19 protein-coding genes and 1 other RNA gene are annotated in these 21,082 nt (G+C 72.9%); 12 read left to right on the top strand and 8 right to left on the bottom strand.

Going from position 1 to position 21,082, the window contains the following annotated elements:
- Positions 1-131: 131 nt before the first annotated feature.
- The 3 genes from ACZ52J_RS31670 to lanL all read right to left on the bottom strand — a co-directional run bounded on the left by ACZ52J_RS31670 (position 132) and on the right by lanL (position 5,436).
- A complete protein-coding gene (locus ACZ52J_RS31670; RefSeq protein ID WP_465623635.1) occupies positions 132-275 on the bottom strand; it encodes a VenA family class IV lanthipeptide in 144 nt (47 codons plus the stop codon).
- A 140-nt stretch (positions 276-415) separates the two neighbouring features.
- Positions 416-2,404: an alpha/beta hydrolase family protein gene (locus tag ACZ52J_RS31665; protein WP_465623634.1), complete on the bottom strand. Its 1,989-nt coding sequence runs from the start codon at positions 2,402-2,404 to the stop codon at positions 416-418.
- Positions 2,401-5,436, bottom strand: a complete 3,036-nt coding sequence (lanL, locus tag ACZ52J_RS31660) for a class IV lanthionine synthetase LanL (RefSeq protein WP_465623632.1) — start codon at positions 5,434-5,436, stop codon at positions 2,401-2,403. Before lanL ends, ACZ52J_RS31665 begins: the two co-directional genes overlap by 4 nt.
- A 435-nt stretch (positions 5,437-5,871) precedes the next feature.
- On the opposite strand from lanL, the gene ACZ52J_RS31655 reads away from it, so the two are divergent.
- The 3 genes from ACZ52J_RS31655 to ACZ52J_RS31645 are packed head-to-tail and all read left to right on the top strand — an operon-like array spanning position 5,872 to position 8,616.
- Positions 5,872-6,708 carry a Nif3-like dinuclear metal center hexameric protein gene (locus tag ACZ52J_RS31655; protein WP_465623630.1) on the top strand — a complete coding sequence of 279 codons (837 nt, stop codon included), beginning with the start codon at positions 5,872-5,874 and terminating at the stop codon, positions 6,706-6,708.
- 23 nt (positions 6,709-6,731) lie between these two features.
- Positions 6,732-7,475 (top strand): zinc ribbon domain-containing protein, encoded by a 744-nt coding sequence (locus ACZ52J_RS31650; RefSeq protein ID WP_360492719.1) that lies wholly within the window; start codon positions 6,732-6,734, stop codon positions 7,473-7,475.
- A 4-nt stretch (positions 7,476-7,479) separates the two neighbouring features.
- Complete coding sequence (locus ACZ52J_RS31645) at positions 7,480-8,616, top strand: bifunctional RNase H/acid phosphatase (protein ID WP_465623628.1); 1,137 nt, start codon at positions 7,480-7,482, stop codon at positions 8,614-8,616.
- Positions 8,617-8,703: 87 nt separating this feature from the next.
- On the opposite strand, the gene yaaA is transcribed toward ACZ52J_RS31645, so the two are convergent.
- A complete protein-coding gene (gene yaaA, locus ACZ52J_RS31640) occupies positions 8,704-9,489 on the bottom strand; it encodes a peroxide stress protein YaaA (protein WP_465623626.1) in 786 nt (261 codons plus the stop codon).
- Positions 9,490-9,499: 10 nt separating this feature from the next.
- The gene (locus tag ACZ52J_RS31635) at positions 9,500-9,952 is read right to left on the bottom strand and encodes a DUF3995 domain-containing protein (protein WP_465623625.1); all 453 of its coding nucleotides are present in this window, start codon (positions 9,950-9,952) and stop codon (positions 9,500-9,502) included.
- Between the two features lie 171 nt (positions 9,953-10,123).
- On the opposite strand from ACZ52J_RS31635, the gene ACZ52J_RS31630 reads away from it, so the two are divergent.
- From ACZ52J_RS31630 to rnpB, 5 genes are all read left to right on the top strand, one after another.
- The gene (locus ACZ52J_RS31630) at positions 10,124-10,462 is read left to right on the top strand and encodes a hypothetical protein (RefSeq protein WP_360492707.1); all 339 of its coding nucleotides are present in this window, start codon (positions 10,124-10,126) and stop codon (positions 10,460-10,462) included.
- Positions 10,459-10,839: a type II toxin-antitoxin system death-on-curing family toxin gene (locus ACZ52J_RS31625; protein ID WP_465623623.1), complete on the top strand. Its 381-nt coding sequence runs from the start codon at positions 10,459-10,461 to the stop codon at positions 10,837-10,839. The genes ACZ52J_RS31630 and ACZ52J_RS31625 overlap by 4 nt, the downstream gene beginning before the upstream one ends.
- A gap of 41 nt (positions 10,840-10,880) precedes the next feature.
- Positions 10,881-12,377, top strand: coding sequence for an RNB domain-containing ribonuclease (locus ACZ52J_RS31620; protein ID WP_465623622.1), 1,497 nt, complete (start codon positions 10,881-10,883; stop codon positions 12,375-12,377).
- A 73-nt stretch (positions 12,378-12,450) separates the two neighbouring features.
- Positions 12,451-13,956 (top strand): MFS transporter, encoded by a 1,506-nt coding sequence (locus ACZ52J_RS31615; protein WP_465623621.1) that lies wholly within the window; start codon positions 12,451-12,453, stop codon positions 13,954-13,956.
- Positions 13,957-13,969: 13 nt separating this feature from the next.
- Positions 13,970-14,367, top strand: an RNA gene (gene rnpB / locus ACZ52J_RS31610) — RNase P RNA component class A.
- Between the two features lie 194 nt (positions 14,368-14,561).
- Here rnpB and ACZ52J_RS31605 read toward each other — a convergent pair.
- Complete coding sequence (locus tag ACZ52J_RS31605) at positions 14,562-15,824, bottom strand: transcriptional regulator (protein ID WP_465623620.1); 1,263 nt, start codon at positions 15,822-15,824, stop codon at positions 14,562-14,564.
- 204 nt (positions 15,825-16,028) lie between these two features.
- On the opposite strand from ACZ52J_RS31605, the gene ACZ52J_RS31600 reads away from it, so the two are divergent.
- From ACZ52J_RS31600 to ACZ52J_RS31585, 4 genes are all read left to right on the top strand, one after another.
- Complete coding sequence (locus ACZ52J_RS31600; protein WP_465623619.1) at positions 16,029-16,493, top strand: ATP-binding protein; 465 nt, start codon at positions 16,029-16,031, stop codon at positions 16,491-16,493.
- 78 nt (positions 16,494-16,571) lie between these two features.
- Positions 16,572-17,690 carry a radical SAM protein gene (locus ACZ52J_RS31595; protein WP_465623617.1) on the top strand — a complete coding sequence of 373 codons (1,119 nt, stop codon included), beginning with the start codon at positions 16,572-16,574 and terminating at the stop codon, positions 17,688-17,690.
- A gap of 1 nt (position 17,691) precedes the next feature.
- Positions 17,692-17,889 carry a hypothetical protein gene (locus ACZ52J_RS31590; RefSeq protein WP_465623616.1) on the top strand — a complete coding sequence of 66 codons (198 nt, stop codon included), beginning with the start codon at positions 17,692-17,694 and terminating at the stop codon, positions 17,887-17,889.
- 96 nt (positions 17,890-17,985) lie between these two features.
- Positions 17,986-18,831, top strand: a complete 846-nt coding sequence (locus ACZ52J_RS31585) for a GNAT family N-acetyltransferase (protein ID WP_465623614.1) — start codon at positions 17,986-17,988, stop codon at positions 18,829-18,831.
- Positions 18,832-19,936: 1,105 nt separating this feature from the next.
- Here ACZ52J_RS31585 and ACZ52J_RS31580 read toward each other — a convergent pair.
- Both ACZ52J_RS31580 and ACZ52J_RS31575 read right to left on the bottom strand, forming a co-directional pair.
- Complete coding sequence (locus ACZ52J_RS31580; protein ID WP_465623613.1) at positions 19,937-20,488, bottom strand: hypothetical protein; 552 nt, start codon at positions 20,486-20,488, stop codon at positions 19,937-19,939.
- A 100-nt stretch (positions 20,489-20,588) separates the two neighbouring features.
- Positions 20,589-20,993 carry a hypothetical protein gene (locus ACZ52J_RS31575; RefSeq protein WP_465623612.1) on the bottom strand — a complete coding sequence of 135 codons (405 nt, stop codon included), beginning with the start codon at positions 20,991-20,993 and terminating at the stop codon, positions 20,589-20,591.
- Positions 20,994-21,082: the final 89 nt, after the last annotated feature.

The raw sequence follows: 21,082 nt of genomic DNA, 5'->3' as shown, positions 1-21,082 counted from the left end.
GATCAGAGATGGATGGATTAGGCGAGAACCGAGGGGTGAGGGAAAGTACTTTTTCTCCCCTTCCCTTTCCGCACCGCCGGGGCCGGCACCCGGTGACTACCGCCCGATCAGCGGTCGGCCGAGCCGGTGGCTCAGCTGACGGTGAAGAGCAGACAGGTCAGGACGAGGCAGGTGTACTGGCAGCCGTTGCCGTGGCCGGTCAGCTCGACGGACTCGGTCTCCGGCAGATCCTGCAGCGCCGCGAGGTCGGTCTCGAAGTCCACCATGTTCTCCATGATCGGTTCCTCCCCTTGAGGTCACGCCCGCCGCGCTCTGCGTGCGGGCGTCGGGTGTCGCACCCCGGGCGGTCTCCATCCACCGCGTCGGGGTGTGCCCGGGCCTCGGCGGGCCCGGGAGTCTGTGGGATGCGGGCGGCTCAGCCCGGTCTGCCGGTCCGCAGGAACGCGGCCAGCAGCTCGTGCAGGACGGCGGCGCCCTCCTCGGCGAGCACCTCGTGCCCGGACCCGGCCGCCTCGACGTACCGGAAGTCCTCGCCCTCGACCCGGCCGATCCGCAGCAACTCGTGCCGCAGTGACCGCGATTGGCTGACCGGTACCACCTCGTCCCGGCTGCCGTGCACCACCAGCAGCGGTGCGCTCAGCCGGTGCGCGAGCTGCAGCACGTCGCGCGGGCCGCGGGCGTCGGCGATCGGCTCGCCGCCGCCCAGTCGAGTGGTCAACGCCCGTACGGGGGGCGCCGCTTCGGCCAGCAGTCGGGCGCCGGACAGGAACGGGGCGACCACCGCGCAGCGGGAGACCTGCCCGGCCGGGGCGTGCGCGGCCGCCAGCAGCGCCAGGAACGCGCCGTAGCTGACCCCGAACAGCGCGGGCGGCTCCAGGCCGAGTGCCGCGCGCTGCCCGGCGATGCCGTCCAGCAGGTACAGCACGTCGTCCAGGTCGGACCCGCCCCAGGCGCCCCGGATGGCCAGCGCGTGCGCGACGCCGTAGCCCGTGGAACCGCGCTGGTTGGGTGCGACCACCGCCAGGCCCTCGGCGGCCATCCGCTGCAGTGCCGGGTCGAACTCCAGCCGCCAGGCGTCGGCCGGGCCGCCGTGCAGCGCCAGCACCAGGTGCGGGCTGCTCAGCCAGGTGTCGCCGCCGTACACCACGGCCTCCAACGGACCGGCCGGGCCCGCCAGTTCGAGGCTCTGCGCGGGATGCCAGCGGCCGCCCTCGCCGGGCGGGGTGCTGCCGTCCAGCCGCCAGCCGGGCGGTGGGGTCCGGACGCCGGGCGCCACGCCGGGCTGCCAGGGCAGAACGGTGCCCCGCCACGGGCCCGGCAATCCCGAGGTCAGCGGCGCGAGTTGCAGGGGCAGCGGCATCGGGCCACTGGTCGGCGCCGGGCCGTGCGCCAGCAGCGCGTCCACGTCCAGGGTGGCCAGCGCCGCCGGGTGGTCGGGGGAGGAGTACGGCAGCCGCAGCCCCGCCGCGTCCCAGTGCCCGACCGCGCCGAGCCGCCCGGGCGGCACCGGCAACGGGTCCAGCCGCCCGGCGGACGGCCGCCACAGGGCGAGCGCCGACCCGGCACCGTGGTCGATCTGCACCGCGACCCGGGGGCCGTCCGCCCCCCGCCGCAGTGCCACCGGCCGCAGGAACATGCCCGCGACGTGCAGGCACTCCGGGAACCGCAGCGGCGCGCCGCCGCCGAGGACGCCCCAGCCGAGCCGGTCGGTGCCGGGGGCGTCGCTGCGCACGATCGCGAACCGGCTGTCCGGGTCGAACAGCACCAGGCGGTCGTTGCTGCGCTCGCCGATCTCCAGCAGCGGGGTGGTGGTGCCGCTGCGCAGGTCGAGCACCACGCTGCGGACCAGGCCGCCGTTCACCCGGTCCAGCGCGAGCATCGCGCCGGTGTGGTCCAGCCAGGCGCCGCCGCCGTGCAATCCCGGGATCTCGGCGACCCGTTCGGGCTCGCTGCCGTCCGTCCGGACCAGCCAGGCGGTGGTCGCCGGTCGGGTGTCGGTGCCGAGGGCGACCGCCACCGGCGTCCGGGGGTCGGCGCCGGCCGTCACGGGGAGCGGCAGCAGACGCAGCCCGGCCATCCGGAGGGAGGCCAACGGCTGCTCCACGGTGGCGGTTTCGCCGTAGTGAAGGCGGACCAGGTCGTGCCGCTCGCCGTCGTGCCGGCAGACCAGCACCGAGCCGTCCGGCAGCGCGACCAGCTGCGAGCGCAGGCTCTCCGAGCGGTTGCCGGACAGCGGCAGCGCGAGCGGCGCGGCCGGCGTGCCGTCCTGTGGCAGTCGCCAACTCTCCACGTACCAGCCGCTGTCGGCGGAAGCGGCCAGGCAGGCGGCGTGACTGCCGTCGGCGGCGAAGGTGAAGCTCAGCCGGCGCAGGGCCTGTGTCATGGTCCGGATGGCCACGTTCATGCTCCACTCACCTCGCCTCCAGCGGACGGGAGTTGGTGTATGGCGGGCGGCACCGGGTCCAGCCAGAGCCGGGGGCCGCCGTGGCGCAGTCGCAGCAGGAAGGCCAACGGGCCTGCCGTGCCGGTCCCGTAGGCGGTGGCGCAGCCGGTGCCGGTCTCGTCCGGGAGGACCAGCAGACCGTCGCGCAGGGCCGCCCTGGCGGCGACAAGGGTGGCCAACTGCTCGGCGCCGGTACGGAATCCGGGCTCGCCGGTGGCCTCGGCGAGGTCCAGCAGGAACTCGCCGTCACCGGCCAGCCCGTGGCAGGCGCTCACCCCGCTGTGCCAGCGGGCGGCCAGCACGGCACGGCCGGCGGCGCGGGCCAGGCCGAGCGCTTCGGCGTCGCCGGTGGCGCGCCAGAGCCGCAGCAGGAAGCTGCCCGCGCCGGAGGAGCCGCTGCACCAGTGCGCGAGCCGGATGTGCTCCGGATCGGCCGCGCTCTGCGGCCACCAGGCGGTCCCCTGCCCGTCGACCTGCGCGGTGCCCCGCTCGCTGTTCTGCTGCTCGCCGTTCTGCCGATCGCTCCACCGTACGGTCGCGGCGAGCGTCCGCCCGGCCTCGGCGGCACCGGTGAGCAGGGCCTGGTCGCCGGTCGCCTCGGCGGCGGCCAGGAGGAAGGCGCCCACGCCGGCCACGCCGTGGGCGAAGCCGAGATGGGTGATCCCGGCGAGCGCCGAGTCGAAGTCCCTCGGCACCGGCCAGACCGTCCCGTACGGCTCGCGGCGGGCGGCGGCGAGCAGGGCGCGGGCGCCGCGAGCAGCCCGGTCGAGGAAGTCCGGAGTATCGAAGTCTTCTGCGGCGAACCGTAGTTGGGTGAATCCGGCGCCGGCAGCGCCGTGACAGACATCGGGGTTGGGCCACTCGACGGCGATCCGGCGAACGAGCCCGGCGGCGCGGTCGGCCAGCGCGGTGTCGCCCAGCACGCGGGCGGCGTCCAGCAGCGCCCAGGCCGTCCCCGACCGCCCGAAGTGCAGCCCTGGCAGTACCACCGGCTCGGCCGCGATGCGCCGCTCGATCCAGCTCACGGCGGTCCGGGCCGTCCGCGCCGCTTCCGCCCGTACCGCGCCCGGCAGCGCTTCGGCGGCGACCGCCCGCGCCAGCACGGCCAGCACCCCGGCGGCGCCGTGCTGCACATTGCACGGATCGGTGCGTTCACCGGCGGGCACCACGGGCCACAGCCGGTCCCGCCGCTCCGGCGTGGCGGTGGCGGCGAGGTGCCGCAGGCCGTCGTGCAGGAGGCGGTCGAGCAGGAGGCGGTCGGGCGGCGGGGCGTCGTCAGCGGTGGCCCCGGGAGCGGCGGCGGCCCGAGCGGCGCCCTGCCGGGCGGACGCGTGCCGGGTGGAGGCGTGCCACAGCGGTGTGACGGCGGCGGGTCGCGCGGCGCGGCCCCCCGGGCCCGCGTCCTCGCGCAGCGACTCCCGCACCCGCGCGACACTCCACCGCTGCTCCGGTTCCTCGGCCCGCAGCCCGAGGATCGCCGGAGCCAGGCGGCGCGCGGTCGTTCCCGTCCGCGCCGCGAGGGCGAGCCAGCGGCCGAGGCGTTCGGCGACCGGGCGGGCCTGCGGGAGGTCGTCCGGCAGGAGCGGGTCGTGGCCGGTGGCCAGGAGGAAGAGCAGCCCGCCGAGGGCGTACAGGTCGACGGCCGGGTCGGCGACGCAGCTGCCGGCGGGGGCGAGCCGGCCGGGCCCGTGCTCGGGGGCGCGGTAGCCGGGGGTGCCGGCCGATCCGGCGGCCCGGCCGACCTCGGCGGCCAGTTCGAGGTCGACCAGCCGCAGCGTGCCGTCCGGGCGGACCATGACGTTGCCGGGGGAGAGGTCGCGCAGCACCAGGCCCTGGGCGTGCACCCGCTCGACGAGGTCGAGGAGGGCGTGCGCGACCGGCCCGGCCTCGGCCCAGTCGACGTCGGGGCTGCCGTCGCGTCGCAGCCGGGCGGTGACCCAGCTGCCCAGCGGCTGTCCGGCGATTCGTTCCTGCACCAGGAAGACGGAGTCGTCCTGCTCGATCAGTTCGACCGCGCGCGGCGCCAGGTCCTGCCCGTCCAGGCGGTCGAGCAGCGCGGCCTCGTGGCGCAGCGCGTCGCGGGCGTCGGTGCCCGCGCGGTCGACCTCGATGTGCGCCCGGGCCTGCTTCACCACGACCTCGGCGCCGCTCGACGCCTCTCGGCCGAGGAACACCCCGCCCTTGGCACCGTGCCGCACGGCGGCGGTCACCGCGTACCGCCCGGCCAGCAGCACGCCGCCCTTCCGCCTGCCCGAAGCCGCACCCGCAACCGAAGCCACGCCCGAAGCCACAGCCGCGCCCGAAACCGAAGCCGCACCCGAAGCCCCGGCCGAACCGGCCTCGGCGCGCAGCGGATCCCGCGCCCACCCCGGCGCCCGGTACGACCCCCCGCGCACGTCCTCGGTCCGCTCCCCGCCCGGCCCGCGCAGCACCGACCGGTACTCCCCGTCGTTGCCCAGCTCCGCCGGCAGCGCGAACGCGCCGTACCGGTAGTGCACCCGGCTCCCGGGCCGGTACGGGCGGTCGGAGAGCACCACCGGCCCCGGCAGCCCGGCGGTGGCCCGGTCGAGCTCGGCCGCCAGCCGTTGGAACTGCGCGTCGTCCGCCGGATAGACGGTGATGAACTTTCCCGCCGAACCCCGGTCGCTGTTACGGGAGTTGAGCTGGCTCAGCCGCTCCTGCGCGGCGGCGAACTTGAAGCTGCACGGGTCCTCGGCGAGCACCCGGACGACCGCCGAGAGCACCTCCTCGCCCACCACCGACGCCGCGCTCACATGGAGCTTCCACCCCTGTTCGGGCAGGGGTGAGGACGCGGACGGCCTGGCCGTGCACCAGAAGCCGCCGACGGTGATGTTCCAGCCGCCGTCGCCTCCCCGGCCGCCGGCACCGGCCAGCGCCGTCCGCGTCGACTCCGGCCACGAACCGGCCGCATCCGGTCCGCGCCCCGCCGACCCCTGGCCCCCGGCAGCACGCAGCGATGTGCCCGCGCTCATTCGCCACCACATCCCTTCGTCTGTTGCCGCCCCTCCGGGGGCGATGAGGCCGCGCCTCTTGATCGGCGGGGCCCAGGCCCGCGCCGACGGGGTGCCCGCCCCGCCCGTCAGCCGGGGCGACTGGGGCAACTCCCGTTCGCAGGACTGAAGTTAGTTTCGAGAAAACCGGCGGTTCAACGCCGAGCCGGTCACTTCACTCGTAAGGGTGGTCCAAAGGCGGTTTCGAATTCGTACGAGAGCCCCGATGTGAGCAGTGGGCGCCGGGCGCACCGGCGCGCACGGCCCGCGCGGGGCGGCACGCGCGCCTCCGCCGCAGGTTGACGCGCATCCGTACGCCGGCGGCACCCCCGTCCGAACAGCCGCGACGGGGCGCGCCGACCGGTGCGGCGAACGGCCGAGGCCCGACCGCCCCCGCGCGCACGGTAGTCTCGACAGGTGCCGAAACTGTCCGACGTCATCACCGCGCTCGAAGAGGTCTACCCGCCGCAGTGGGCGGAGTCCTGGGACGCCGTCGGCCTGGTCTGCGGAGACCCTCAGGCCGAGGTCAACCGCGTCCTGTTCGCCGTCGACCCCGTCCAGGCGGTCGTCGACGAGGCCGTGGAGTGGGGCGCCGACCTGGTGGTCACCCACCACCCCCTCTACCTGCGCGGCACCACCAGCGTCGCCGCCACCACCTTCAAGGGCCGGGTGGTGCACACGCTGATCACCAACGGCATCGCCCTGCACGTCGCCCACACCAACGCCGACCACGCCGACCCGGGCGTCTCGGACGCGCTCGCCGAGGCGGTGGGCCTGCGGGTGACCGGCCCGCTGGTGCCGGACCCGACCGACCCGCTGGGCCGTCGCGGCACCGGCCGGATCGGCCTGCTGGAGCCCCCGCTGCCCCTGTCCGCGTTCGCCGCGCAGGTCGCCAAGGGCCTGCCCGCCACCGCCGCCGGCGTCCGCGTCGCGGGCGACCCGAACCGGCTGGTCAGCCGGGTCGCGGTGTGCGGCGGCTCGGGCGACAGCCTCTTCGCCGACGTACGGGCGGCCGGTGTCGACGCCTACGTGACCGCCGACCTGCGCCACCACCCGGCCTCCGAGGCCGCCGAGGCGGCGCCCGTCGCGCTGGTCGACGCCGCCCACTGGGCCACCGAGTGGCCCTGGCTCGGCCTGGCCGAGCGCGCCCTGCAGTCCGCCGCCGACAAGGGCGGCTGGGCCGTGGAGACCAAGGTCTCCCACCGGGTCACCGACCCGTGGACCGCGCACGCCCCCATGTCCTTCACCGCCTGACCCGATTCACAGGAGCTCTCCGCTTGAACGCCGCGCCCGCCGACCAGACCCGCCTGCTCGACCTCCAGGCCTTCGACTCGAAGCTCGACCAGCTGGCCCACCGGCGCCGGACGCTGCCCGAGCACGCTGAGATCGACAAGGCCTCCGCCGACCACACCGCGCTCAAGGACCTCGTCGTCGCCGCCGAGGCCCAGAAGGGCGACACCGCCCGCGAGCTGACCAAGGCCGAGCAGGACGTCGAGCAGGTCCGCACCCGCGCCGCCCGCAACCAGCAGCGCCTGGACTCCGGCGCGATCACCTCGCCGAGGGACCTGGAGAACCTCCAGCACGAGATCGGCTCGCTCGCCAAGCGCCAGGGCGACCTCGAGGAGGTCGTGCTGGAGATCATGGAGCGCCAGGAGAGTGCCCAGACCCGGGTCGAGGAGCTGTCCGCCCGCCTGGAGCACTCCACCGTCGTCCTCACCGAGGCCGAGGGCCGCCGCGACGCCTCCTTCGCCGAGATCGACGCCGAGGCCGACAAGGTCAAGCGCGACCGCGAGACCATCGCCGCCGTCATCCCGGCCGACCTGCTCAAGCTGTACACCAAGCTGCGCGAGACGCAGGGCGGCGTCGGCGCGGCCCGCCTCTACCAGCGCCGTTGCGAGGGCTGCCGCACCGAGTTCTCGATCACCGAGCTGAACGCCATCAAGGCCGAGCCGGCCGACAAGGTCGTCCGCTGCGAGAACTGCTCGCGGATCCTGGTCCGCACCGCCGACTCGGGCGTCTGATTCGGTGGCGGCGCGCTTCATCGTCGAGGCGGACGGCGGGTCCCGGGGCAACCCGGGGCCGGCCGGCTACGGCGCGGTGGTCCGTGACGGGGACACCGGGCAGATCGTCGCGGAGGCCGCCGAGTTCATCGGCCACGCCACCAACAACGTGGCCGAGTACAAGGGCCTGATCGCCGGGCTCAAGACGGCCCGCGAGCTCGACCCGGACGCCTCGGTGGACGTCCGGATGGACTCCAAGCTCGTCGTCGAGCAGATGTCCGGGCGCTGGAAGATCAAGCACCCCGACATGCAGCCGCTGGCCGCCGAGGCCCGGACCGTCCTCCCGCGCGGCCGGGTCACGTACACCTGGATCCCCCGCGAGCGGAACAAGGACGCCGACCGGCTGGCCAACGAGGCGATGGACGCGGGCAAGGCCGGGCGCCAGTGGGAGCCCAGGCCGAAGGCCCCGGCCGTCGCCGACGAGCCGCCCCTGGAGACCGCCGCCCCCAAGGCTGGCTGGGCCGCCCCCGCCGACCTCGGCACCCCGACCACCTTCGTCCTGCTGCGCCACGGCGAGACCCCGCTCACCCCGGAGAAGCGCTTCTCCGGCAGCGGCGGCAGCGACCCGGAGCTCTCCGACAAGGGCCGCTGGCAGGCCGAGCGGGCCGCCGAGGCGCTCGCCGCGCGCGGCAGCATCCAGGCCGTCGTCGCCTCCCCGATGCGCCGCACCCGGCAGACCGCCGAGACCGTCGCCGCCCGGCTCGGCCTGGAGGTCCGGTACGAGGACGGGCTGCGCGAGGTCGACTTCGGCGACTGGGAGGGCCTGACCTTCGCCGAGGTGCAGGAGCGCCACCCGGAGGACCTGGCGGCCTGGCTCGGCTCCGCCAAGGCCAAGCCGACCGGCAGCACCGAGAGCTTCACCACCCTCACCCACCGGGCCGGCGTCGCCCGGGACAAGATCATCGCCCGGTACGCGGGGAAGACCGTGCTGGTGGTCTCGCACGTCAGCCCGATCAAGACGCTGGTCCGGCTGGCGCTCGGCGCACCGCCGGACTCGATGTACCGGATGGAGCTGAGTGCCGCCTCGCTCTGCGCCGTCCAGTACTACGCGGACGGCAACGCCTCGCTGCGGCTGCTCAACGACACCTCGCACCTGCGCTGATCACCGCGCACCTGCGCTGACCGCCGCGCTCCTGCCCCGGCTGGCCGCGCACCCGCGTCGGCCCGGGGTGCACCGGGTCGGCGCCGCTCAGTGCACCTCGGTGACCACCACGTCCAGCTGCCACGGCTTGCGGGCCGTGCCCTCCGCCGCGAGCTCCACCCGGTGGCCCAGCTCCTGCAGCGCGTCCATCAGCTCGCCGGGCGTCTTCGGCTCGGCCCCGGCGACCAGCAGGTCCCGGACGAGTCGGCCCTTGGTCGCCTTGTTGAAGTGGCTGACCACGGTGCGCTTGCCGCCCCGCTCCTGCAGCACCCGGACGGTCGCGGTCCGGGCGGCCACCTCGCCGGCCGGCTTCCAGGCCGCCGCGTACGCGGAGCTGCGCAGGTCCAGCACCAGCCCGTCCGCCACCTCCGGGAGCGCGGCGGCCATCGGGCCCCGCCAGTGCGCCCCGAGCGCCCCCGGCCCGGGGAGTTTCACGCCCATCGAGCAGCGGTAGGACGGGATCCGGTCGGAGATCCGCACCGCGCCCCAGAGGCCGGAGAAGACCAGCAGCGAGCGCTCGGCCCGGTCGTACGCGGCGGAGTCCAGGGTGGCCAGGCCGAGGTTGTCGAACAGGACCCCGGTGTACACCTCGCCCGCCGGGCGGGCCCCCGCCGTCGGCAGGCCGGCGTTCTTGGCGATCTCGCCGCGCAGGCCGGGGGAGAGGCCCAGCACCTCGGCGGCGGTGGACTCGTCACCCCGGCAGAGCTCCACCAGCGCGTCCAGCACGGCCCCGCGCGCCGCCGTCAGCCCGGGCAGCGACAGCCGGTCCAGCGCCACCGGCCCGCCGTCCCCGGACCCGGCCTTGCCCTCCGAGGGCGGCAACAGCACCAGCACAGCGGACTCCTCAACAGTTTGTGGCGGACGAACCCCGCCACCCTACTGCGGCCGCTCCGGCTCCCAAGGCCACGCACAGGGGCGAGTAGTACCGGCGGTTCAGCCGCGTGAACCGCTCCGAGCGCTCGATCACGGTGCCGAACAGCGCCACCCCGCCGATCCCGCGCGCCAGCATCACCCCGGCCACCGTCCGCACCCCGGCCCGCCGCAACCGCCGCGACCCCGCCTCCGGCAGCACCCCGGCCTCCGCCCCCACCAGGTACGCGGCCGCCCCCAGCAGCCCCGCCACCGCGACACAAGCCGCCGCCGGCGGCACCCCCTCACCCGCGCCCACCACGGTGTCCGCGAACTCCTCCGGCGTCCGCAACGGCCACGGCGTGACCGCCCACACCGCGTGCAACGCCCCCGTCACCGCCAACGCCCCCGACACCGCGACCCCGGTCGCTCTCACCACACCGCTCATCGCCCGAACCCCCTTCGCGCAATTCCCTGTGCGCCCACCGTACGAGCCTTTACACCGGGCCCCACCCGCCCCGCCGGGCCGCCACCCCTGAAGGAGACGGTGGCGGCGGGGCAAACCGGTGGGAACATCCCGCGCCCGCCACTACCGTGAGCAGCGAGGAGAGTGATCGAGATGACCCTGCGACCCCTGGACCTGGTACCCGACGACGGCGATGCCGTGGAGGAGTCCCTGTCCGTGCGGCTGCCCGCGGGCCTGCCGGAGGAGACGCGGCGGGCGCTGGAGTTCGCGCTGCGGGCGACGGCGCAGGCGGTGATGGCCGGGCGGGTGCGGGTGACGGAGGCGCCGGGCGGGTCGGACACCGCCGAGCTGGCCTTCGAGGTCCGCCAGTCCGAGGTGCCGGAGGCGCTCACCGAGCAGGCCCGGCCGAGCAAGGACGAGCGCCGGGCGGCCATGGTGGCCCGGATCCGCGCCGCCAACGCGGAGACGCTGGAGAGGCTCAGGGACCTGTGACGACGCACACCGAGTACCTGGACCCGGAGGACGTCACCTACCTCGCCGGCGGTCCGGAGAACATTCGCGACCTCGGCGGCCTGCTCTCGGCGATCGCCCGTCCCCAGGCGAGCCTGTTCGGCGGCGACGACTACCCGGACCTGTGGTCCAAGGCGGCCGCCCTCGGGCAGAGCCTGGCCCGCAACCACCCCCTGATCGACCGCAACAAGCGCACCGCCTTCGAGGCGATGCTGCTGTTCCTGGACTACAACGGCGAGCCGTACACGGACCCGCACCCGGACGACGCCGTGGCGTTCATGCTGCGGCTGGCCACCGGCGGGTACGACGACGCGGTCGCGCTCGCGGCGAAGGACCTGAAGTCCCTGCTGGGACGCTGAGCCTCCGTCCGGAATCACCCGATTCGCCCTACGCTGCCTCCATGCCTCGCCGAAAACTGCGCGTCAAGGCCGCCGACTCCGCCCGGATCAACACCGAGCTGACCGAACTCCGCACCCGCCTGGAGATCCACACCGAGTGGCCGGAGGCGGTGCTGGCCGAGGCGGAGGAGGCGGCCGAGCGCCCCCGGCTGCCCGAGTACGACGCCACCGACCTGCCGCTGTTCACCGTCGACCCGCCCGGCTCCCGCGACCTCGACCAGGCCATGCACCTCACCCACCGCGCCGGCGGCGGCTACCGGGTGTACTACGCGATCGCCGACGTCGCCGCCTTCGTGCGCCCCGGCGGCGCGATCGACGCCGAGGCCCGTCGCCGGGTCGAGACGCTCTACTTCCCCGACCACCGGATCCCCCTGCACCCCACCCGGATCTCCGAGGACGCCGCCAGCCTGCTGCCCGGCGAGCCCCGGCCGGCCCTGCTCTGGCAGCTGGACCTGGACGCCGACGGCGCCGTCGTCCTCGCCGACCTGCGCCGCGCCCTGGTCCGCTCACACCGCCGCCTGGACTACGCCGCCGTCGAGCGCGCGGTGGACCTCGGCGGAGCCGACGAGCAGCTCGCCCTGCTCGCCACCGTCGGCCGGCTGCGCGAGGAACAGGAACGAACCCGGGGCGGGATCAGCCTGCCGGTGCCCGAACAGGAGGTCGAGGAGACCCTGCACGGCTACGTCCTCGGCTACCGCGCGCCCGGCCCCGCCGACGGCTGGAACGCCCAGATCTCGCTGCTCACCGGCATGGCTGCGGCCGAGCTGATGCTGGACGCGGGCGTCGGCCTGCTGCGCACTCTGCCCGCCGCGCCCGCCGCCGGGTACGAGCGGCTGCGCCGGATCGCCGCCGCGCTGGACGTGGACTGGCCGCAGGCGCTCCCGTACCCGGAGCTGATCCGCTCCCTGGACCCGGACGTGCCGCTGAACGCCGCCTTCCTGAACGCCTGTACGAGCCTGCTGCGCGGCGCCGGCTACCACGCCTTCGACGAGTCCCGCGGCCTGCCCGCGCCCGCCGAGCCGGGCCACGCCGCGCTCGCCGCCCCGTACGCGCACTGCACCGCGCCGCTGCGCCGGCTCGGCGACCGCTTCGCGCAGGAGGTGTGCGCGGCGGTGGCAGCGGGGGAGGACGTGCCGGAGTGGACGCGAGAGGCGCTGCCGTCCGTGCCGGCGCTGATGGCGAGCGGGGACCGCCGCGCGGGCGAGGTCGAACGCGCCTGCGTGGACCTGGTGGAGGCGGAGCTGCTGGCGGGCCGGGAGGGCGAGGACTTCTCCGCGGTGGTCATCGACGTGGACGAGAAGCGGCCCGCCGTCGGCACCGTGCAGCTGCGTGACCCCGCCGTCCGGGCCCGCTGCGACGCCCCGGGCGCGGAGGCGGGCCCGGGCACAGCCGAGGGCCCGCACGGCGCCGTCGGCCGGCTGCCGCTCGGCCGGGTGATCGACGTCCGGCTGACGAAGGCCGACCCGACCACCCGGACCGTCCGCTTCGCAGCGGTATGACCGGGTTGTTGTCCGCCACCCGTACGGTCCGTCCCGCCACCCCGCCCCCGGGTCGGGGTGGGAGGATCGGTGCGTGCTTGATGCCCCCCAGTCCTCCACCCTCGCGCCCGCGCCCGCGTCCGGGCGCCGCCGCCGTCTGCTCGTCCTGGCGATCTGCTGTCTGAGCCTGTTCATCGTGGGCCTGGACAACACGGTGGTGAACATCGCCCTGCCCGCGATCCAGCGGGACCTGAACGCCCCGGCGTCCGGGCTGCAGTGGATCATCGACGCCTACACCCTGGTGCTGGCCTCGCTGCTGATGCTGTTCGGCTCGGTGGCCGACCGGTTCGGCCGCCGCCGGGTGTTCCAGACCGGGCTGGTGTGCTTCGCGCTCGGCTCGCTGCTGTGCAGCCTGGCGCCGAGCCTGGAGTGGCTGGTGGCGTTCCGGGCGCTGCAGGCGGTGGGCGGCTCGATGCTCAACCCGGTGGCGATGTCGATCATCACCAACACCTTCACCGATCCGAAGGAGCGGGCCCAGGCGATCGGCGTCTGGGGCGGCGTGGTCGGGATCTCGATGGCGCTCGGCCCGCTGCTCGGCGGCTTCCTGGTGGACGGCGCGGGCTGGCCGTCGATCTTCCTGATCAACGTCCCGGTCGCGCTGGCCGCCATCGTGCTGACGGCCCGCTACGTCCCGGAGTCCCGCTCGCCCCGGCCGCGCCGACTCGACCCGGTGGGGCAGTTGCTGATGGTCGTGCTGCTCGGCTGCGGCACCGCCGCGATCATCGAGGGCCCGGGCAACGGCTGGACCTCCCCGCTGATCCTCGCGCTCGCCGCGGCCGCCGTGGCCGCGCTGGTCGCCTTCCCGCTGTGGGAGCGGCGGGTGGCCGAGCCGCTGGTGGACCCGCGGTTCTTCGCCAGCGCTCCGTTCGCCGGGGCGACCGTCACCGCGGTCTGCGCCTTCGCCGCCCTCGGCGGCTTCCTCTTCCTCAACACCCTCTACCTGCAGAACGTCCGGCACTACGGCCCGGTCGAGGCCGGCCTGTGGACGCTGCCGATGGCCGGGCTGATGCTGGTCTGCGCGCCGCTGTCCGGACGGATCGTCGGCAGCCGGGGCCCGCGGCTGCCGCTGGTCGCGGCCGGGCTCGGCCTCGCCGCGAGCGGGGTGCTGCTCACCCGGCTCTCCGCCGACTCCCCGGCGGCGCTGCTGCTGGTCGCCTACGCGCTGTTCGGCTTCGGCTTCGGCATGGTCAACGCGCCGATCACCAACGCCGCCGTCTCCGGCATGCCGCGCGCCCAGGCGGGCGTGGCGGCCGCGGTCGCCTCGACCAGCCGTCAGATCGGCCAGTCCCTGGGCGTCGCGGTGATCGGCACGGTCGTCACCTCGGCCGTGGTCGGCCCGGTCGCGACCGGCTTCGCCGCGGCCAGCCACGCCGGCTGGTGGATCCTGGTCGGCCTCGGCGGCGCGATCCTCCTCCTCGGCCTGGCCACCACCACCGCCTGGGCGAGCGCGACGGCCGCCCGGGTGGCCGCCCGCCTCGGCGGCGAGCCCCCGGCCGTCCGGTCCGATGTACGGGAGGCGCCGCCCGAGCGGCTACGATGACCACTACGGCGGAAGAGTCGGCCGGGCGGTCGCGACGGGTCACCAGACCCGCCGAGGAACGTCCGGGCTCCACAGAGCAGGGTGGTGGGTAACGCCCACCCGGGGTGACCCGCGGGACAGTGCCACAGAAAACAGACCGCCCACCGCTTTCGTGGTGGGTAAGGGTGAAACGGTGGTGTAAGAGACCACCAGCGACCGGGGTGACCCGGCCGGCTAGGTAAACCCCACCTGGAGCAAGGTCAGGATCGGCGCCCTCGGGCGCCGTGCGCGGACGATTGAAGGCTGCTCGCCCGAGTCCGCGGGTAGACCGCACGAGGCTGTCGGCAACGGCAGCCCTAGATGGATGGCCGCCTCCCCGGGCCGCGCAAGCAACCCGGGAGACAGAACCCGGCGTACAGGCCGACTCTTCCGTCGCCGGTTTGAGAAGGCCCCCTGATCTGCAACTTCACAGGTCAGGGGGCCTTTTCATGTCTCGAAGAGCTGTAGCCGCTTGCTGACTCTTCGTGCCTATTGCGGCCTGTGTTTCTGGGTGCTGTGTGGGCGATCGCGTGGCGGCGGGAACGGTCGAAGCAGCCGTCCAAGAGCCCCCGGTGACCTCGTTGTAGCTAGCTGGCCAGCGCCTCCCCGAGCAGCGCGTACGGCCGACCGGTGAGCTGGCGATGCAGCGTCTCGGTGCGGGATCGGATCAGACCCTCACGGTAGGCGGCCGGCAGCCGCTCCCACACCCCGGACGCCATCTCGGCCGCACCGGTCGGGTCGCCGTCGACGCGGAGGCATGCGGCGGTGTCCACTGCCAGGAGGGCTCGCGCCATTACCGACGGAGAGTCCGTGAGCGCCAGGGCGTCCTCCTGTGCCTGGAAAGCGCTGCCCGTGTCGCCCAGCAGTGTGTACGCCTGCGACAGGTGCAGGTGGTGCTTCTGCTCGGGGTGGCCGAACCAGGTGTCGGCCGCCTCGGCGCCGTCCAGGCGCTCCGCCAGATTCCGCGTGTCGTCCACCGCCCGCCGGGCCCCTTCGAGGTCGCCGGAGGCTGCCAGAGCCCTCGCGGTGACGGCCGCAGCGAGCGCTCCGGCCGCCGTCGGGCCGTTCCCCGCTTCCCGCCGGGCCTGCTCGGCGATCCGAGCGGCCGCCCCAGGAGCGCCGTAGTTGAGCGGGACCATGGCGCGCCGGGCCAGCACCCACGCGATCATCCGCTGATCACCGGACTCCCGCGCGGCCTGCTCGGCGGTGCCGAACCAGCGGTAGGCGTCGCGCTGGTCACCGCGGTCGTGCTGGACGATGGCCACCAAGCCCGCGATGCCTGCCGCCGTCCGGGCGAGGTCCGCACGGGTGCGCGCCGGGTGAGGTCGGTTCAGCACCTCTCCCAGCAGATCGAGATCACCCATCATCTCGGCCAGCACCGCCTCCGGTGCCCGGCCACGGTAGCCGCCCCGGTGCCGCTCGAACGCCGACTCCAGGTAGGCGAGATCACCCTCTCCGGATGGCCTGAGCGCTGCGGTGATCCCCTCGTGGGCCTGTGCGATGCCGGGCAGCGCGACGAGGCCGGTGGCTGCTCCTATCCCTGCTCCAATGAACTTCCGCCTGTCCACGCTGTTGCCCTTCGTGCTGCGCTCACTCCGGTACCGCCGGGAGGCGGCGGCGGCCTCGGCCACCTGGCCCACGGTCAGACCGTAGGCGTCGGCGATCCCCTGGTACGAGGGTTTCTGCGGAATTCGCTTCTCGGTTTCCCACCGCTTGATGGTCTCCCAATCGCACCACTCGCCACTTGCGGCGGCGACTAACTCTGCCTGCTCGGCGCGTGTCTTCTTCGGATACGCCTCGCGGATCTCCCGCAGCAGTCGGCCGATCCCGTCCGGGCTGACACTGCTCACAAGTGGCCTCTCGATCGAAGCTGACAGGGCATCAATTCTGGCCCCGCTGGCGGCCCCCTGCTGGAAAATGCACCCCTTCGTGGCCCCTCTCCTACGGCATGCCCGCGCCGTTCAATAACTAACAGCCGCCCGGCGCGAGGAATCACCGATCCCCCTCGGCTCCATGGAAGAGCGCCGGGCGGCCCCTGACTACCGGAGGCCGCCGTGACGACGAGGATGACGCTGCTGCGCACAAAGCACGGCCCGACCCAGGCCGACACCGCCTTGGTGGCCACCGCACTTGACGCGCCCGCCATGCAGCGCCGCCGCTGCATGCGGCACATGCCCTGCGCCCCCGAGTCGGCGAGGAGTGCCCGGCGCCTGGTCCAGGAGAAGCTGACCGATTGGGGCCGTCTCGATCTGCTGGAAGATGCTCGGCTGATCGTCTCGGAACTGGTCGGCAACGCAGCCCGGCATACCGGTTGCACCCGGCTGTGTGTCGCACTCGGCCTGGACGGTGACCGGCTTCGACTGGCGGTCCGCGATTCGTCACGCACCCTGCCCGTGGTCATCAAGACCGGGGTCACCGAGACGTCCGGGCGCGGCATGGGCCTCGTCGACAGCACCGCCAACCGCTGGGGCGTCGACGAAGCCCCATTCGGCAAATGGGTTTGGGCCGAGATCGGTTGACCCCACCAAACGCACTGCGGCAGGTGGGCCAGCACGGCATCACAGCTACCGAATACCGCTCAGCGAAGGAGGGAACACGTGCATGACCTGATCGCCAGTCCGTTCCTGGACGAATACCTGTTGGTGCGCCCCGGTGGCCGGGGTGGTCTCCGGCTCCCGCAGGCCAGCTACGAGGATCTGCGCGCCCACAACCCCGCTCAGGCCGCTCCCTCGTGGCTCGCGGACGCGGTGCGCGCCCAGTGGGCCGACCTGGACCTGACCGGTCGTCCTGCGGGTGACGTCCTGCTGGTCCGCGAGCCCTCCGCCTGGGGCTATTCGCGGGCCAGTTGGGAGATCAACCTCGGCTGCAACTACAAGTGCAAGCACTGCTATCTCGGGCTCAAGGTCAACTCGGGCATGCCGCTCGCGGACAAGCTCACCTGCCTGGGCATCATGGCCGAGGCCGGTGTCCTCTGGCTCCAGATCACCGCGGGCGAGCCCACCGTGGACCGGGACTTCATGCCCTCGTATCGCCGCGCGTTCGAGCTGGGCATGATGATCACCGTCTCCACCAATGCCTCGTTGCTGTGGCGGGAGAACCTGCTGGAGATGTTCCGCGAGTGCCCGCCCTACCGGGTCACGGTGTCGATGTACGGGGCGACCAAGGCCAGCTACGACGAGCTGACCCAGCGGCAGGGCGCCTGGGACCTGTTCATCCAGGGCATGAATGCCGGCCGCCGGGCCAAGCTGCCGCTGCGGATGAGCATCATCGTCACCGAGGACAACGCCACCGAGGAACAGGCGATGATCGACCTGTGTGAAGGCTGGGGGCTGGAGTGCAACGTCTTCACCAACATGACCCCGACGATCTACGGCGGGGCGGAGTCGCTGACCGCGCAGTCCAAGGAGCACCTGCGGATGCGCAAGCCGTTCGGCGGCTGCAACGCCGGACACAACTTCTTCCACACCGACCCACACGGGCTGGTGTCCATCTGCAAGATCGGCCGTGACGACCAGATCAGCCTCCCCGCCGAGGGGATCAACGGCCTCGCCCGGCTCGGCGCCATCGCCGACCGCCTCATGCTTCGCACCGGTGGATGCTCCGGCTGCCAGCTCTCCGGCGCGTGCACCGTGTGCCGGCCGCTGGCCAAGCACTACCAGGAGGCGAAGGCACCACTCGCAAGTTACTGCCAGCACGGGATCAAGAAAGCAGGGTGACATGACCGCTGTAGCTGTCGAATTCTCCCCGAGGCGTCCGTTCCCGGACGACGGCCCGGCCCAGCGCCTGCCGTACCTCACGCGGCCGATCGCGGCCCCGACCCCGCCCGTCACCGAGATCATCGCCGTCGGCGACCTGGACGAGGTCATGGACAGCGTGAAGTGCTCGTGCAACGCGGGCGACGACAACCCCCACTGAACCACCTGCTGATCGCACCTGATCAGTAACGCTCAGGCCCCGGCGCTCTCCGCGTCGGGGCCTGAGCCGTGCGGGGCTGGCGAGTAGGGTGCGGGTATGGATCTGCGCTGGGACTTGCTGCGCCCCGTGATGTGCGTCCCATATTTTCCGACGCTCGGGCCGCTCCACCCCGAAGCTGTTTCCGCTGAACTTCTGGCCGACGTGTTCGCCGTCGCTGGCACCGGAGAATTCCTGCCACACGACAAGGACCGGCGGTGGTCCGACCACAAGGACGAGCATGTCCTGGTGGATGCCGTCGTTCAGGACCAGGCCCGCACGCTGATCCCCACCATCAGCGGTCGCGGCATTCTGCGCGTTCATCTCTACGGCGCCCGCGAGCACCGGCAGGAGGCCGAGGAGTTGGCCGCCAAGCTCGCCGCCGGGCGCGACGCGCCTAAAGCCCGTGTGGTGTGGTTCCAGGACGCCGCCGACCCAGTGGCCGCCTCTACCCGCGTACAGCTGCGTACCTTCGACCAGGCCGCACCAGCCGTCGACGGGATCGAGGACCTCGGCCAACAGCCGGAAGCCATCCGGACCACCTTCCCCGAGTTCGCCGAGAAGCTGGCCGGCGAGGGCTTCGTGTTCCTGCACTCCCGAATCGACAGCGTCGGCCCCGTGCTGGTCGCTGTCCAGGACGAGCGCGTAGTAGGCGCAATCGGCCCCATGGAGACCATGGCCGACCCCATCGGCAGGCGACGACTCCTCCCGCAGTACTTCGGTGTTCTGCCGGAATACCGCAGCCTCGGCCTCGGGCGGCTCCTGTGGCGCGCGGCGATGCACTGGGGCAAGGCGCACGGCGCCGACTACCAGCTCTTGCAGACAGCTGCCGGAGGCGCATCCGACCGGCTGTGCCAGAGCGAGGGCCTGGCCGACCTCGGATTCGTCTGCACCACCACCGTCTGACGAGACCCTCACGACGGCCGAGGAGCCGCTGGAGAAGTTGCAGGTTGCCTCCGTCCGAGCAGAACAGTCGGGTCTCACCCTGCCTTGGCGCTGCAGCGCAAAACCGGAAGGCGCTCGAAGCCGTCCTCTTTGATGAGACCGCAGACGTCCAGGTCCCCGCTGCAGTTCGAGGATGACGCTGAAGAGGCCAAGTGAGTGGCGGTCGCCGAAGGTGTGGCGATCACGTGGGCGATCGGACCGCCGGGAACGACGTTTCCGTAGGTTGCTGCTCGTAAAGAGACTGTTCCCGGCGTACAGGCCGGCTCCATCCGCCGTACCAGGGGCTTTGCCCCCGGAAGGGCCTCTGACCTGCGTCGGAGGCCCTTTCCGATCTTTCGGGGGCTTGCCGTGTTACGCGGCAAAAAGTCCCCGGAAACTCCCCCTGACAGAGCGGAAAGTCCCCGAAAAGTCCCCCAGGATGATCTTGGTGAGCGACCTGCGACCAGGGCTTGGATCACCGGAGTCGGTCGCTCGAGGGGTCGAGGGTCGGGACAGGCTGAGGCTGCCCCGACCTGGCCCCCGTCGACGTAGAATCGGGCATTGCTCTCGGCGCGGCTGCCCGACTTCGACAGTTGGCGGGCACACGGGCTTCGCCGTGCGACTGACCTGCGGCAACGGGGTTGATCTCGCATGCCCGCGCGACGGCAGCGCCCCCGGTTTGCCGCCATTGCTTTGCCGTGGGCAGCATGACGAACCGTCACAGATCAGGATGAATCGTCATGGCTCGGCAACCCCGCAGGGCTGGCTCCTGACGCAATCCGGGCAGGTCGCGGCCCCGGCCGCGGCGTGCGGGCACACACCCGCAGGCGCGTCCTCGCAGGTCACCGGGCTGCCGAGCCATCGTGTGCCCGCCAACTGTCGAAGTCGGGGGCTGCAGATCGCGCGGTGATGAGAGCTGGCCGGCTACTTGACCCCCAATGGGACGCCGAGCGCACTCGGAGACAGCGCCGGCTTCTGCGTGTCGCCATCACTCGGGCGCGGTCGACCGTCCTCTTCGTTAGGCCCGAGGCAGCCAACGGCTCTGCGGCACCCGCACCCAACAGCCATCCGCGTAGCCGCTTGTCCGTCAATGCTCTCCGGCCAGTCCGAGGTGCGGCACCGTGCCCGTCTCCAACTCGGTGAGTCGGGCGAGGATGCGCTTGGGGAGCTCCGGCGCGGTCAGGCGGAACGGGCTCCACTGGTCCCTGGAGCCCTGCTTCATGGACGCCGAGAACCGGTAGCGTCCCCGGCTGTTCGCCTCAGTCACCAGCTCGGTAAACGTGATGCTCGGTACCAGCCAGGCTGTCGTGATCGCCCCCTGCTCGATGTCCACTACGATGAACAGCATGTCGAGGTCGGCCCGCGGCTGAAACGTCTGTGCTCGCACGAAGCCCATGACCTTGCCTTGCTGGACCTGCACGCCGGTCGACATTCGCGCCTTTACCTGTACCGCCAGGGTCGCCGTGCTCCCGCGGCGGTGAAAGACCAGGTCCACGCCCTCATCGTCGACCAGCGAGGTGGAGACGTTCAGCTCACCGTTCGTGGCGAGGATGGACGACGCCGCCACCAAGTACTCGGCGGCCTTCCCCATCCGCCCGGACAACTGGCTCTTCTCCAGGTACTTCTCGCCGTCAGTCATGGCAGGAATCTACCGACCTGCCGTGGCCCGTGATGGTCCATCCGAGCTGCTCTCTCGTGCACCAGCAGCCTCCAGCGGGTCTAAAAGAAAAACTTTGTGCTCAGGCTGCGGCTTCGCCGGGGGTCTCGTCCTTCGAGGGGTGGACCCATGTGGTACCCGGTGCGAGGTCGTCCCCTGTCTCCGCCTTGTACTGCGCCTTCTTTTCCTCGCTGGCGTTCCAACCCTCGCGAAGCTTCCGCACGTGGGGGGTGGGGGACGGTCGAGAGTCGCCCGTGGTTTCGGTGACGGAAACCGGTTTGGAAGCCGCAATGTCCTCGACTTCGTACGTCTCGACGGCGTACGTCTCGGCGTCCCGCCTCTGGGCGAGATGGCGGACCACGATCAGGCCCACGGCCAGACCCACGGCGCCGGCGGCGCGGAGCTGGGGCTCGTGCTTCTTGCACCAGTTCTTCGCCTTGGCGAAGGAAGTAAGCTCGCCGTCCTCGGGAGGTGTGGAGTCGTTCACGCGCACATATCTACCGGACGCATCCATCAGGTGTCAGGCAATCACCCGGCATCGCCCGATTAAGTTCAGTAGCTTGTGTGGGCCACATC

The sequence above is a fragment of the Kitasatospora sp. NPDC034035 genome (genome assembly GCF_055575755.1).
Note: the sequence above shows the minus strand (reverse complement) of the source record. Positions and strands in the feature narration are given on the sequence as shown.

What these genes read in the sequence shown, in the direction of transcription:
- ACZ52J_RS31670 (WP_465623635.1), bottom strand. Translation starts at nt 275, where the DNA reads ATGGAGAACATGGTGGACTTCGAGACCGACCTCGCGGCGCTGCAGGAT.
- ACZ52J_RS31665 (WP_465623634.1), bottom strand. Translation starts at nt 2,404, where the DNA reads ATGAACGTGGCCATCCGGACCATGACACAGGCCCTGCGCCGGCTGAGC.
- lanL (WP_465623632.1), bottom strand. Translation starts at nt 5,436, where the DNA reads ATGAGCGCGGGCACATCGCTGCGTGCTGCCGGGGGCCAGGGGTCGGCG.
- ACZ52J_RS31635 (WP_465623625.1), bottom strand. Translation starts at nt 9,952, where the DNA reads ATGAGCGGTGTGGTGAGAGCGACCGGGGTCGCGGTGTCGGGGGCGTTG.
- ACZ52J_RS31630 (WP_360492707.1), top strand. Translation starts at nt 10,124, where the DNA reads ATGACCCTGCGACCCCTGGACCTGGTACCCGACGACGGCGATGCCGTG.
- ACZ52J_RS31620 (WP_465623622.1), top strand. Translation starts at nt 10,881, where the DNA reads ATGCCTCGCCGAAAACTGCGCGTCAAGGCCGCCGACTCCGCCCGGATC.
- ACZ52J_RS31590 (WP_465623616.1), top strand. Translation starts at nt 17,692, where the DNA reads ATGACCGCTGTAGCTGTCGAATTCTCCCCGAGGCGTCCGTTCCCGGAC.
- ACZ52J_RS31585 (WP_465623614.1), top strand. Translation starts at nt 17,986, where the DNA reads ATGGATCTGCGCTGGGACTTGCTGCGCCCCGTGATGTGCGTCCCATAT.
- ACZ52J_RS31580 (WP_465623613.1), bottom strand. Translation starts at nt 20,488, where the DNA reads ATGACTGACGGCGAGAAGTACCTGGAGAAGAGCCAGTTGTCCGGGCGG.